The 14,582-nt window shown below is 37.6% G+C and carries 11 protein-coding genes; 4 read left to right on the top strand and 7 right to left on the bottom strand.

Annotated features, from left to right (window positions below; genetic code table 11):
- Positions 1-18: 18 nt before the first annotated feature.
- Positions 19-1,338, top strand: coding sequence for a Fe-S cluster assembly protein SufD (sufD, locus tag QGN23_RS09560; RefSeq protein ID WP_133439329.1), 1,320 nt, complete (start codon positions 19-21; stop codon positions 1,336-1,338).
- Positions 1,339-1,786: 448 nt separating this feature from the next.
- Positions 1,787-2,293 carry a hypothetical protein gene (locus tag QGN23_RS09555; protein ID WP_282904093.1) on the top strand — a complete coding sequence of 169 codons (507 nt, stop codon included), beginning with the start codon at positions 1,787-1,789 and terminating at the stop codon, positions 2,291-2,293.
- Positions 2,294-2,563: 270 nt separating this feature from the next.
- On the opposite strand, the gene QGN23_RS09550 is transcribed toward QGN23_RS09555, so the two are convergent.
- The 5 genes from QGN23_RS09550 to QGN23_RS09530 form a co-directional block, all read right to left on the bottom strand.
- Entirely contained in the window at positions 2,564-2,815 is a 252-nt protein-coding gene (locus tag QGN23_RS09550) for a hypothetical protein (protein WP_282904092.1), read from the bottom strand.
- 4 nt (positions 2,816-2,819) lie between these two features.
- Positions 2,820-4,940, bottom strand: a complete 2,121-nt coding sequence (scpA, locus tag QGN23_RS09545) for a methylmalonyl-CoA mutase (protein WP_282904091.1) — start codon at positions 4,938-4,940, stop codon at positions 2,820-2,822.
- Positions 4,941-5,133: 193 nt separating this feature from the next.
- Positions 5,134-6,222 (bottom strand): peptide chain release factor 1, encoded by a 1,089-nt coding sequence (prfA, locus tag QGN23_RS09540; RefSeq protein ID WP_282904090.1) that lies wholly within the window; start codon positions 6,220-6,222, stop codon positions 5,134-5,136.
- A 451-nt stretch (positions 6,223-6,673) separates the two neighbouring features.
- Positions 6,674-6,952, bottom strand: a complete 279-nt coding sequence (locus tag QGN23_RS09535; protein WP_133439335.1) for a hypothetical protein — start codon at positions 6,950-6,952, stop codon at positions 6,674-6,676.
- A 92-nt stretch (positions 6,953-7,044) separates the two neighbouring features.
- The gene (locus QGN23_RS09530; protein ID WP_282904089.1) at positions 7,045-8,652 is read right to left on the bottom strand and encodes a fumarate hydratase; all 1,608 of its coding nucleotides are present in this window, start codon (positions 8,650-8,652) and stop codon (positions 7,045-7,047) included.
- Between the two features lie 249 nt (positions 8,653-8,901).
- Here QGN23_RS09530 and QGN23_RS09525 point away from each other — a divergent pair, with 249 nt between their 5' ends.
- Positions 8,902-10,059 (top strand): ATP-binding protein, encoded by a 1,158-nt coding sequence (locus tag QGN23_RS09525; protein ID WP_282904088.1) that lies wholly within the window; start codon positions 8,902-8,904, stop codon positions 10,057-10,059.
- Positions 10,060-10,459: 400 nt separating this feature from the next.
- Entirely contained in the window at positions 10,460-11,842 is a 1,383-nt protein-coding gene (fumC, locus tag QGN23_RS09520) for a class II fumarate hydratase (RefSeq protein ID WP_282904087.1), read from the top strand.
- Positions 11,843-12,324: 482 nt separating this feature from the next.
- Here fumC and QGN23_RS09515 read toward each other — a convergent pair whose 3' ends face one another.
- Positions 12,325-13,038: an ABC transporter ATP-binding protein gene (locus tag QGN23_RS09515; protein ID WP_282904086.1), complete on the bottom strand. Its 714-nt coding sequence runs from the start codon at positions 13,036-13,038 to the stop codon at positions 12,325-12,327.
- Between the two features lie 27 nt (positions 13,039-13,065).
- Entirely contained in the window at positions 13,066-14,532 is a 1,467-nt protein-coding gene (locus tag QGN23_RS09510; protein ID WP_282904085.1) for a DUF5687 family protein, read from the bottom strand.
- Between the last annotated feature and the right edge of the window lie 50 nt (positions 14,533-14,582).

The raw sequence follows: 14,582 nt of genomic DNA, 5'->3' as shown, positions 1-14,582 counted from the left end.
AAATATCAAATATAAATAATGGCTCTATTAGAAAATATACAGAATAACCACACCGCTTTTTTAGAAACGCTTCAACACCGTTTTCTGGATGAGACCCGGAATGAAGCACTCAAAAAGTTCTTTCATTACGGTTTTCCCACTAAAAAAGACGAGGAATATAAATACACGAACTTACGGGAAATCACCGAGAAAAATTATAATTTCTTCCCTACAGAAGCACATACGATTTCCAAAGAACAGATTGAGGAACTGCATTTGGGCGAAGAAAATTTCGACTGGATTGTCTTCATTAATGGAAAGTTGCATAAAGAACTGTCCAAAATTACCATTGAAAATGTAGAGTTGCTTTCGTTCAATTATGCACTCAACGATCCAAAACATAAAGACGTTTTCGATCAGTATTTCAATACGATCGCCGACCAAAATTTAGCGTTTACGAATTTGAATACTGCTTATTGCAAGCAAGGATTTTTCTTAAAAGTCCCCAAAAATGTGGTCATCGAAAAACCGATTCACGTTTTCTATATTTCTCAGAACCAGGAAGAAAACACAGTTTACAACACCCGGAATCTATTGATTGCTGAAGAAGGCTCTAAAATCGAAGTCATCGAAAGCCACCATAATTTCGATGAAACTTACGTTTTTACCAATTCTGTGACTGAAATTTTTACGTACCAAAATGCAAAAGCAGATTGGCATAAAGTGCAGAATGACAGCGACACTTCGTACATGATGGATCACACTTTCGCCAAACAGGAACGTGACAGTTTAACGACGGTGAACACTTTCTCTTTCGGCGGAAAATTAGTTCGTAATAACTTGGATTTCATTCATAACGGTGAAAATATCAACTCGTTTATGAACGGAATTACGATCATCGATGGCGAGCAATTGGTGGATCATCATACCGCAGTTCATCACAAAACGCCACATTGCGAGAGTTACCAAAACTACAAAGGAATTTACAAAGGCAAATCTCACGGGGTTTTCAACGGTAAAGTTTTTGTAGATAAAATCGCGCAGAAAACCAATGCTTATCAGCAAAATAATAATATTCTGTTGGATGAAGGAGCATCGGTTGACACCAAACCACAACTCGAAATTTTCGCAGATGATGTGAAATGTTCTCACGGTTGTACAGTCGGTCAATTGAATGAAGACGCTTTGTTTTACCTTCGTGCCCGTGGAATTTCCAAAAAAGAAGCGCAGGCAATGTTATTGTTCGCCTTTGCGAATGACGCAATGGAAAATATCGATATTGAACCACTTAGAGTTAAAATTTCCAAACTTCTGGCAGAGAAATTAGAAGTGGATATGGAGTTTGAAGATATTTATTAGGGCGACAAATTTGACTACGTCGAAAGTTAATTTTTTATTTTTTTTGGCGACTTTTCCGCCTTCCGTTCCCGCTTTTTTAATTATCGGCTTCTGCTTCGCTCAGCCAACAATTAAAAAGAGCTCCACTCAAGTCGGGTCACAACCGGGATTTAAAAATAAAATTGTTTTCTAAACAAAACCATCAATAGAAACGGGCTTCGGCTCGTTTTTTTATGAAAACAAGTGAGTGGCTTTAGCCAAATCAACGGTTTACAAATTTCATTCAATCGTAAATTCAATATTAATATTTTTAAATCCGCACTTTGCTAAGTGGAACCGAAGATTCGACGAAGTCAAACGCCTTTGCGACCGTAATTTTTTAAGTGTATTTGTAGTTTCTTTGCCCATTTGTATTAAAAAACTTTAGTTACAGATCATGTTTTGAAGCAAAAATTAATATCTTTAAGTGATGAATTTAGAACATGTCAAAGACCATCTCAACGCTTACAAACAGCATGATCAGATTTTCGATGCTGCACAATTTCTCATTAATTTCTTCGGATTAGAAAGCGAAAACTTTGCAGGTTTCGGTTTCCGGCCAGAATTGGAACCTGATAAAATGTTGTTGACCACAGAAGGAGTTCTCGGCGAAAAACAAATGGTTATGATTCCCCGAAACCTTTTTGATTTCGATCTGAATTTGGTTGCAAACATGGTTGCTCATGAAATGTTGCACGTTCGTCAGAAAGCGCGGGAAACTTTAGTAGAAGATAAAAATGAAAGAGAATTTCAGTCGTATTACGAAATGCTCTTTCATAAAGAATTTCCACTAGTTCCCGATGTTTCTGATTTTCATAAAAAATTCTTCGGACAAAAAGCTTTGGAATATTATAAAAGAATGGGAGAGAATTCGGATTTACAAAAGAAATATTCCGACAAGAAAATTGAAGTGGAGAATTTAATTAATTCTCTTTAATATTGATGAAAAGATCTGCTATTGACAATAGTTACAATATAGATTCCTTTATTTTCAGCAAAATAAATTAAAGAATTATTCCGGTCTATTTTGCATTTCCTCAAATTATTAATTTTAGATTTAGGGCAAAAAGAGCTGTTTTTAGAAATGTTTTCTGTTAGTATTTCAACTTTATTTTTAAAGTTTATAACCTCTTTAAATGTCCATTTTTCAAATAGATAATCAATCGTATTTCTAAAATTTATTTTGGCAGAATCGGACCAGACAATCTTATTCATTTTTACGCAACTTGATGTAGTTTTCCATTTCCTCCATTACGGATTCGTGTGAATGAGTTCTTCCCATTTTAATATCTTCTATTCCTTTATTAATACTGTTCGTTTCTTCTTCAGAAAGATTTTCGGCCCAATCTTTTTCTTTTTTAAATAAAAGAAAATCAATATAATCTGATAATTCCTCTAATAAATAATCAGGAATATCTTTGATTTTATCAGATAAATTTTGATGCAATGCAGTTTTCATATTTTTAACTTTTTAAAAATCCTTCCAAAATTTCACACGCCGATTTCGGTAAATTAGTTCCCGGTCCGAAAATAAAATCTGCGCCGTTTTCATAAAGGAATTCATAATCCTGTTTAGGAATTACTCCTCCAACAACGATGGTAATATCATCTGCACCCAGTTTTTTTAGTTCTGCCACAACCTGCGGAACAAGAAATTTATGGCCGGCCGCCAAAGAGGAAACGCCCAAAATATGAATGTCGTTTTCTACCGCCTGTTTTGCCACTTCTTCGGGAGTCTGAAATAAAGGTGCAACATCGACATCGAATCCCATATCGGCGAATGCGGTTGCGACTACTTTTGCACCGCGATCATGACCGTCCTGGCCCATTTTTACGACCATAATTCGAGGTCTTCTTCCTTCATGTTGTTCAAATTTCTCTGCTAAAGAAAGTGCTTTTCCGAAATATTCATTTTTGCTTGCATTCATGGCATAAACTCCTTGTATGGTTCTGATATTGGCTTTGTAACGCCCGAAGCTTTCTTCCATTGCATCGCTCATTTCTCCTAAAGTTACTCTTCTTCTTGCCGCTTCAATGCAAATTTCTAAAAGATTTCCTTCTCCGGATTTCGCAGCTTCTTTTAAGGTTTCTAAAATTTCTGTTACCGCTTCAGGATTTCTGTCGTTCTTGATTTGATGCAATCTTTCAATCTGTTTTCTGCGAACTTCGGAATTATCGATATCTAAAATATCCAGTTCCATCTGTTTTTGATTGGATTTAAATGAGTTAACTCCAATAATGAATTCTTCCCCGCTATCAATTTTTGCCTGCTTTTTGGCGGCGGCTTCTTCAATGCGCATTTTCGGAATTCCGGCTTCGATGGCTTTCGTCATTCCACCTTCTTTTTCTACTTCATCAATAAATTTCATCGCTTCCTCAATCATTTTTTGGGTCAGACTTTCCACCAAATGACTTCCCCCCATTGGATCTACAACATCACAAATACCACTTTCCTGCTGTAAAATAATCTGCGTGTTTCGTGCGATTTTCGCGGAATAATCCGTCGGTAAAGCAATCGCTTCATCCAGTGCGTTGGTATGCAAAGACTGTGTTCCACCCAAAGCGGCGGATAAAGCTTCGATAGTGGTTCGCGTAATATTGTTGAAGGGTTCCTGTTCTGTTAAACTCCAACCTGAAGTTTGAGAATGAGTTCTTAAAGCAAGAGATTTAGGATTCTGAGGGTTAAACTGCGTTAATAAATTCGCCCAGATATACCGCGCTGCACGCATTTTTGCAATTTCCATAAAATGGTTCATGCCAACTGCCCAGAAAAAGGATAAGCGTGGGGCAAAATCATCGATTTTCATTCCGGCTTTCATGCCTGTTCTTACATATTCCAGACCATCAGCCAAAGTATAAGCCATTTCCAGAACCGGTGTTGCGCCAGCTTCCTGCATGTGATAACCCGAAATGGAAATCGAATTAAATTTGGGGATATTTTTAGCCGTATATTCAAAAATGTCTGCAATAATTTTCATCGATGGAGTTGGCGGATAAATATAAGTATTCCGAACCATGAACTCCTTTAATATGTCATTCTGAATAGTTCCTGAAAGCTTATCTTGGGAAACTCCCTGTTCTTCTGCAGCTACGATATAAAAAGCCAAAACCGGCAAAACCGCACCGTTCATGGTCATTGAAACCGAAATTTCATCTAATGGAATTTCATTAAACAAAATTTTCATGTCTTCTACAGAATTAATGGCTACACCTGCTTTCCCAACATCTCCTTCAACCCTTGGATGATCAGAATCATAACCGCGATGCGTCGCTAAATCGAACGCAACCGACAAACCTTTTTGTCCGGCAGCGAGATTTTTTTTATAAAATATATTAGATTCTTCCGCCGTAGAAAATCCCGCATATTGGCGGATAGTCCAAGGTTTTTGAACGTACATCGTAGAATATGGTCCCCGCAGATAAGGCGCGATTCCTGCGGAAAATTCTTTTTCGGTTAATGTTTTTGAATCTTTTTCGGTGTATGAAGATTTCATTTCCAAACCGTCTTTTTCGAAAAAATAGGGAACTGTTTGTTCCGGTTTTAAGGAAAAGTCGGGATTTGTGTTTTGTATTTTTTGGCGCATTGTTCTTAGCTTTAGAGGAGGTAAAGTTACGGTTTTTTAAGAAATTTTTCAGGGAGAAAAAATTTCGCAATGTAACTGTTGATTTCGAAGCGTTAACGAATTAAATAAGGTGGGTAACAAAATATTTATTAAATAAAACTTCCAGAAAAATCTGAAAGTTTTATAGATATGTTGAAACTGTGGACGGATTATATTAATAATTATCCTCCTCGCCTTTCATTTTCTCTGCATTCTCCGCCATAATAACGGCATCAATCATTTCCTGAATATCGCCGTTCATGTAAGCATCAAGGTTGTACATTGATTTGTTGATTCTGTGATCGGTAACTCTTCCTTGGGAATAATTATAGGTTTTGATTTTTGCCGAACGGTCACCGGTGGAAACCATTGATTTTCTTTGGGCGGCAACATCACCAACTGCTTTTTGCAATTCGATATCGTATAATTTTGTTCGGAGCATTTCCATGGCCAGTTCACGGTTAGCCAGCTGCGAACGTGCCTGCTGACAAACAACGACCATTCCGGAAGGTTTGTGCGTTAGCTGAACTTTCGTTTCTACTTTATTTACGTTTTGCCCACCTGCGCCACCAGATCGGGAAGTCTGCATTTCAATGTCTGCCGGATTTAATTCAAAATCAACTTCTTCGGCTTCAGGTAAAACTGCGACTGTAATAGCAGAGGTGTGAACTCTTCCTTGCGATTCTGTTTCGGGAACACGCTGTACCCGGTGAACTCCGGATTCAAATTTCATGATACCGTAAACGCCATCATTTCCTTCTACTCTTATAATCAATTCTTTATATCCTTTTGAAGCTTCGCTGGAATCGGTAATTTCGTGTTTCCAACCTTTTGATTTGAAATACATGGCGTAGGCACGATAGACATCTTCTACAAAAATTGCCGCTTCATCACCACCAGTTCCGGCTCTTAATTCAACGATAACGTTTTTGTCATCGGTTGGATCTTTTGGAATTAGAAGGACTTTTAACTGTTCTTCTAATCCTGGGATTTTATCGAGCATTTCGTATTTTTCTACTTTTGCCATTTCGACAAACTCTTTGTCTGAACCGTCGGCGATGATTTCGTCTGATTCTTCAATGGTGTTCAAAGCCTGCATGTATTGGTCGAAAACAGCAACAATTTTCCCCAGGTCGCTGTATTCTTTATTCAGCGTGGAGTATTTTTTCTGGTCAGAAATGATTTCCGGCTGGATGATAAGGTCTGCAACTTCGTTGTAGCGTTGTTTTATGGCTTCGAGTTTGGGTATAAGGGACTTTGACATTTTGGGATTTTTGTAGTTTGCAAAGATAAAGAAAAATGAGCCAAGTAAAAAGAGTAGGTTTCCTAAATAGGATTGCTGAAGAAATGGTTTTTTTAATCAATCGCGTGCAGTTTGGATTCTCACTTAAAATCCCTTTCTTGAGGAGGAAACCTTTGAGTTCACCTGTGGAAATATGAAATGAAAGTTATTGTAGCCCCGGTTGCAGCGGCATCCTTTTACGGAACGAAGTGGAGTAAAAGATACAGCGGAAAACGGGTGGGGTTTTGTAAAACAACGGAATTTTGTAGCTCCTAAAAAAACACCGCGTCCTTCGACAAGTCAATTCACAGCTCTCTGAGAGAGTGGAACCGCACAAAAAAATCAGTTCCTAAAAATAGAAACTGATTGTTATATATGATTTTGCTTTGTGATCGCTTTTCCCGGGATTAATGTGGGAAAGCAATGACATCAACTAGTGATGACCGTCGGTGTGAAGAAATGGACCACGTCCTTTTGGGTTGCTGTAAAGAAGTTCTACTCCTTCCTGCTCGGTCATGATTTTTCTTCTTACTTCTTCTGGATCAAAAGGTTTTGTTTTTCCAAAATATTCTGCCAATCCGACAGTAAGCCAAAGTGGAATGATATATCCGAAAAACATAAAAATACACCAGAATCCGATCAAGAACATACAAACGAAATATATGGTCCAAAGGAACTGGTAGAAAGGCCAAAATGATGATAACAGGATCATTGTAATAGATTTTAGGCAAAAATAGGATAAATTTTGATGTGGACAAAAAATTTGCTCCTGATTTTTGTTATTTTAATTGATAATAAATTTACTTAATGGGCGATTGATTCGAAGAAGTCATTTCCTTTGTCATCCGAAATAATGAACGCCGGGAAATTCTTAATTTCAATTTTCCGCACAGCTTCCATTCCAAGTTCTTCAAAATCAACAATTTCTACGGAGGTGATATTTTCTTTTGCTAAGATTGCTGCCGGTCCGCCAATCGATCCCAGATAGAATCCGCCATATTTGTGACAGGCGTTGGTAACCTCTTTACTTCGGTTTCCTTTGGCGAGCATAATCATGCTTCCTCCATGAGATTGGAATTCGTCTACATAAACATCCATTCTCCCGGCGGTGGTAGGGCCAAAACTTCCGGAGGCCATTCCGGTTGGGGTTTTTGCCGGACCTGCGTAATAAATCGGGTGGTTTTTGAAATAGTCAGGCATCGATTTTCCGCTGTCTAACAATTCTTTGATTTTTGCGTGAGCAATATCCCGGGCGACGATTAAAGTCCCGTTGAGACTTAGTCGCGTTTTAATTGGATATTTTGATAGTTCCGCTAAGATGTCCGGCATTAGCTGGTTTAGATCGATATTTACTGCTGCTTCCAGGTGCGGTGCTGTTTCCGGTAAAAATCGTTTTGGGTTGGTTTCCAGCTGTTCCAGGAAGATTCCGTCTTTGGTGATTTTTCCTTTGATATTTCTGTCGGCAGAACAGGAAACGCCCATTCCAACCGGACAGGAAGCTGCGTGACGGGGAAGTCGGATCACCCGAACATCGTGGGTTAAGTATTTTCCGCCAAACTGTGCTCCGATGGAACTTTCCTGGCAGATTTTCTGAACTCTTTTCTCCCATTCCAAGTCACGGAATGCCTGTCCGCCCATATTACCTTCAGTCGGAAGATGATCGTAATATCCGGCACTCGCTTTTTTCACTGCTGCTAAATTTGCTTCTGCTGAAGTTCCGCCAATCACCAAAGCCAAATGGTATGGTGGGCAAGCCGCGGTTCCCAGATCCATAATTCTTTCGCGGACAAAAGTGTCCAAAGAATTTTCATTGAGCAAAGATTTCGTTTTCTGATAAAGAAAAGTTTTATTTGCTGAGCCACCGCCTTTTGCTAAAAATAAAAACTTGTATTCGTTTCCAGTTTCGGCATAAATGTCGATTTGAGCGGGAAGATTAGAGCCCGAATTCTTTTCCTCGAACATTGTTAAAGGAACTATTTGGGAATATCTTAGGTTTTTTTCCTGATAGGTATTGTAAATTCCTTTTGAAATCCATTCCGCGTCATCAGCTCCGGTGTAAACGTTTTCACCTTTTTTCGCCACACAGATTGCGGTTCCTGTGTCCTGGCAGGAAGGCAGTGCTCCTTCAATCGCAACTGCAGCATTCTGTAAAAGATTGTAGGCCACAAAACGGTCGTTGTCGGTTGCTTCAGGATCTTCAATAATGTTTCTTAGTTTTTGTAAATGTGCAGAACGCAACATAAAAGAAACGTCTGCCAAAGCGTTTTCTGCAAGAAGTTCTAATCCTTTTGGATCGATATTTAAAATTTCTCTGCCGCCGAGCTGTTCCACGGTTACATATTCAGAGGTGAGTTTTTTATATTGGGTATCGTCTTTTAAGATCGGATAAGGTTCTTGGTAGTGGAATTCCATTTTTTTTGATTTTTTTTGAAGTGTAAAATTAAGGAATTTTAGACTTGTCACGAAACCGGATGTTCAGGATTATTATTAGGGCAATACTTTTTGATTTATTATTCAAAATAAAATCTATGTAAATTCAAAGTATAAAGATAGGCAAGAATTATAATATGCTATTAATCAGTTGTTAATATTATGTAAATTCAAAATAAAAGTTATGTAAATTCAAAATTAAGATTATCTTTGTAGGTAAGTAATGAGGCTATGATTGTAAAAAGAACATTAGAAGACACGATAAGAAAATACATTCAATTGTTTCCTATAATTGCCGTGAATGGGCCCAGACAGTCGGGAAAAACCACTCTTTTGAAATCTGCTTTTCCTGAATATCAATATATTTCTCTTGAGAATCCTGACATTCGAACGATTGCGGAAGCAGACCCTAATTCTTTTCTGGAAAAATATTCAGATAAAATAATTTTTGATGAAGTGCAGCGCACGCCGAAACTTTTTTCTTTTTTACAAACCAAAGTTGATAACGACAAAATTCAAGGACAATATATTCTGTCGGGCTCTCAGAATTTTCATCTTTTGCAGAATATTACCCAAAGTCTGGCGGGAAGAGTAGCGATGTTTAAACTTTTCCCCTTTGATAATCAGGAGCTTTCTGCGGCGGATCTGTTGCCAACCCATTTTGAAACTTTAATTACCAAAGGGTTTTATCCAGCCCTTTTCGACCGCGAAATTCCTTCTGATATTTTTTATCAAAATTATATTGAAACCTATATTCAAAGAGATTTGAGCGAGCTTTTGAATATTCGGGATTTAATGACTTTTCGGAGATTTCTACGGCTTTGTGCTGGAAGAGCAGGACAAATTTTGAACTTGAGTGCTTTGGCAAAAGACTGTGGGATTTCTCAACCAACGGCAAAATCCTGGCTTTCAATCTTGGAAGGCAGTTTTGTTATTTTTTTGCTGGAACCGTATTATGAAAACTTCAATAAAAGAATTATCAAAAGTCCGAAATTGTATTTTTATGACACGGGATTATTGTGTTATCTTCTGAACATTCCAGATGCCGATAAATTCACGGAAAACAGAATGATGGGAAATATTTTTGAAAATTTCATCATTGCAGATCTGCAAAAAGAAAATGCACACCATTATTCGCTGCAGAATTTTTGGTTTTGGAGAGACAGTAATGGGCACGAGGTCGATTTGATAAGTGAGGGAAAAGGCAATTTAAAAATTGCAGAAATAAAATCCACCAAAACGATTAGTGATAAGTTATTTTCGGGACTGCATTATTTTTCGAAAACTTTTCCTTTGAAGATCGATGAGAAATGGTTGATTTATGGAGGCGAAAACTCGATGAAGAAAAACAACATTGAGATTATTTCCTGGAGGAACAATTTTATGTAGATTCAAAATAAAACTTATGTAAATTGAAAATAGATTTATAGTTAAAGATGTAACTTCTTGTTTACTATAGTTATAATTTATGTAAATTCAAAATAAAATCTATGTAAATTCAAAATTGATGTACCGGTTTTTATTCAAATGTAGAATATTACCTTTTAATAAATTTAATCTGTCCTTTTGATTGATATTTAAAATGGTTATAAATCGTTGGATGATTTATAATTGTTTAATTTTAAAGAGCCGGATTTTCAAACCTTTGGAAGAAAAAACGAAATTGAGTAAATAGCCCCGATTGCAACGGCATCCTTTTATGAAACGCAGTGGAATAAAAGATATAGTGGAAAGCGGGACTGAACTTGAAAAACAGAGAAAATACTGTTGCTCCTAAAAAAATAAAACAATGAATTACAGAACAGAAAAAGACACGATGGGCGATGTGCAGGTGCCTGCAGATAAATTTTGGGGCGCGCAAACCGAGCGTTCCAGAAATAATTTTAAAATCGGTCCGGAAGCTTCGATGCCGCATGAAATTATCGAAGCATTTGCGTATCTTAAAAAAGCTGCCGCTTACACGAATGCTGAATTGGGCGTACTTTCTATTGAAAAAAGAGATATGATTGCGAAGGTTTGTGATGAAATTCTAGAAGGTAAACTAAACGGGCAGTTTCCGCTGGTGATTTGGCAAACCGGCTCTGGAACGCAGTCGAACATGAATGTTAATGAGGTGATTTCAAATAAAGCTCAAGTGAATAATGGCGGAACTTTAGGTGAGAAATCTGAAATTCATCCCAACGATGACGTGAATAAATCTCAAAGTTCAAACGATACTTTCCCCACAGCGATGCACGTTGCAGCGTATAAGAAAGTGGTGGAACATACTTTGCCGGCAGTTGAAAAGCTGAGAAATACTTTGCACGAAAAAGCAGAGAATTTCAAAAACATTGTAAAAATCGGCAGAACGCATTTGATGGATGCAACTCCATTGACTCTTGGTCAGGAATTTTCCGGTTATGTGGCGCAGCTAGATTATGCGATGAAAGCGATTACCAATACGTTCGAACATCTGCAGGAAATTGCTTTGGGCGGAACTGCGGTCGGAACGGGATTGAACACACCAAAAGGATATGATGTTTTGGTCGCGAAATATATTTCAGAATTTACCGGACTTTCGTTTGAGACGGCTCCGAATAAATTTGAAGCTTTAGCGGCTCACGACGCGATTGTTGAAAGTCACGGCGCGCTGAAACAGCTTGCGGTAGCGCTTTATAAGATTGCGCAGGATATTCGTTTTCTCGCTTCGGGGCCGAGAAGTGGGATTGGCGAAATTCATATTCCTGAAAATGAACCGGGTTCATCGATTATGCCGGGGAAAGTAAATCCGACGCAGAATGAAGCAATAACCATGGTTTGCGCGCAGGTTTTAGGAAATGATACCACGATTTCTTTTGCCGGAACGCAGGGGAATTTTGAACTCAACGTTTTCAAACCGGTAATGGCGTATAATTTTCTGCAATCTGCGCAATTGTTGGGCGATGCCTGTATTTCTTTCAACGATCACTGTGCTGTCGGAATTGAACCGAATGAACCGAGAATTAAAGAATTGGTAGACAAATCATTAATGTTGGTCACCGCTTTGAATACGCATATCGGTTATGAAAACGCCGCAAAAATTGCAAAAACCGCTCACAAAAACGGAACAACTTTGAAGGAAGAAGCAATCAATTTAGGACTTCTAACTTCTGAACAGTTTGATGAATGGGTGAAACCGGAAGATATGGTTTAAAATAGACGAAGAGATAATAGATGGATAGATAATAGATATGACATCGAAAAGATTAGTTAAAGTTTCTTTTAACATTTTAAAATGTGAAGAGAGTTCCGGAGGAACGACCGATTTCACAGCGTGGGAATTTATTCCCACGCAAATAATAATAACCAATTTTCCATATCAATTTTAAAATAAAAAATTCCGGGCAAATCGCTCGGAATTCTTTGTTGTTTTGGAATGTCAATGAAATTTTATAAGCCAATCCCCAAACCAATGATTAAAGCTTTTTCGTTTTTGATATATCGGTCTTTGAAATAATTACTGAAATCCCGCCTGACGAAAACGCTGATGCGATCATCTTTTAAAACATAGCGATTGATCACCATCCGATACGAATCTGGATGTTGGCCTAAAATTACCAGCGCATTAAAATCAAAATTTATAATCTCGTCCTGAAAATCTTCCGGAACAGACGGTTTAGGCAGCTTTTGCCTAATTTAGATAAAAACTTCCACCGAACTGGTGAAGAAATCTTCCAATTCCTGCAAAGTTTCTGGCGCCGTGATAATATCTTTGACCATCTGACCTTTGTCTAATAAAACGATTCTGTTGCTGACTTCTGTCGTATGCGCTAAATCGTGGCTGGAAATTAAAAAGGTTACCTGTTCTTTCTGCGACCAGTCTTTGATTAATTTTTTAAGTTTAATTTGAGTGGAAGGATCCAGATTGGCAAAAGGTTCGTCGAGAACAATGATTTCCGGCGTGCCGATCAAAGCGCCGACAATTCCGACTTTTTTCTGGTTTCCTTTCGAGAGATCCCGCACGTATTTTTTAGCATTTAAAATTTCACCATTGAAAAAATCCGAAAACTGTTTTAGAAATTCATCAACGCTGGCTTTGTTTTGTCCGCGAAGTTCGCCCAGAAAATAAAAATATTCTTCGGGAGTTAAATAACCGATCAAAAAAGTGTCGTCAATAAAAGCAGAAACTTTCTTTTTCCAGTTTTCATTTTCGTTGACTTTATGGCCGTCGATTTCTATAAAACCTGTCGTAGGCTGAATTAAATCGAGTAGAAGACTGAAAAGCGTTGTTTTCCCGGCACCGTTATTACCGACCAAACCGAAACTTTCGCCTTTCGGAATTTTGAGGTTTTCGATGTGAAGAACTTTTTTGTTGCCGTAAACTTTAGATATATTTTGAATTGAAATCATGGTATGAATATTAATAATTAGTAGAATTTAAACTTTTTTAAAAGCTTCGAGCGTTGAATATTTCTCGGTTTTGTAAACTTTAACAATAATATCGAAGACTTTGTCTCTCAAAATAAAACCGATAATTCCCAAAATGGCCAAACTCCCAACCGCCGGATAAATTCCGAAGAAATATTTGGCAACAGCAAAAACGCCCATTGGTAAAATCATCTGTGGAAGCAGGAGCAGCATAATTTTCATGTTGAAATTATTGCCGCCTGCGCCGAAAGATTTCGCTTTAGAATTAAGGTCGATTGGTTTTTTATTAAAAGCTCCCGCCAATAAAGTGATGTAGGAATTCACTCCCAGATTATACAATCCTGCTGCAAGAACGGTGAGATAAAATTCCCAGCTGATAAAAAGATAAGCCGAAGACAATATAATGGAAATGAAAATTGCCATGACGATCAAAGCCCATTTTGCTTTTAAATACTGTTTGTAAGGAACGTTTTGCGTCATCATCAGCGGATAATAAGAACTGTCCCAACTTGGAACGCGCTGACCGAACATGAGCATAAATCCACCGGTGACAAAGATTCCGGTAAATAACTGCATGAAACTGTTTTCGTAACCTTTTGAAAAGGTCAATAACCCGTAAAATAAAAAGAAGATGCTCATTATTACAGCAGATTTTGCGGCTTTGCTTCTCTTCAATAAACGAATATCATTATTAATGAAGGTTCCCATTACGCCATAACGGTTAAGAAAAGCGATGTTTTCGGTTTTTCCTTCGGCGACTTTTAATTCAAGCCCTTTGTCCAGATAAAAGTTTTTGTAAATTTCCTGATAAGCGAGATAAGCGACTGCTGCTGCCAGCATCACGGGGATCAGAAAAGCGCCCGGATACTGATAAAAACTATAAAATATTTTCTGAGAATATTGGGAAAGTTCAATGATCTTATAGTATTCTAAAGCTCCGGAGACGGCCATCAATCCAAAAACTGAAATCACCACGATATCTTTTCCATTCAATAAAATATTGAGAAAATTATTAAAGTAGAAAATTGCAAAAATCCCGATGGTGAACAGAATGACATGAATTACAGAGTAACCGCCATCGAAAATCAGTAGGCCGGCAAACGGAAGAAGAAATAAAAGATTTCCCCAGTTGAAGAAATTAAAAAGGATTTTCAACAGGGTATAATTTACCAGTTTTTTCTTGGTAATTCCTAAAGTGAGAAAAGGTTTAATGTTCTGCGTCGGCATTTGCTGCATGAAATACCTGATTAATAAATCAAACGCCCAATAATAAATAAAGTATTTGCTGAAGAGAAGAATTGGATCTGCATGTAATTTTTCCTTGGCAAAGAAATAAAGTATAAAAGGCAATGCTGCGAATATCGCACTGAAATAGGCCATTCCGAAAAACATCAGAATCTTCATTGCGAGATTGGCACCGAATTGTGGATTCCGTATAAAATTTTTGAATTCAAGTTGTAGAAGTCTCCAGTACATAGTCTTACTTTTTAGGATGAGTCTAAAAATAAGCAAAATGTTACAGATAA

This window comes from Chryseobacterium gotjawalense (genome assembly GCF_030012525.1).
Classification (GTDB): Bacteria; Bacteroidota; Bacteroidia; order Flavobacteriales; family Weeksellaceae; genus Kaistella; species Kaistella gotjawalense.
This window is presented reverse-complemented; position numbering and strand designations above follow the sequence as displayed.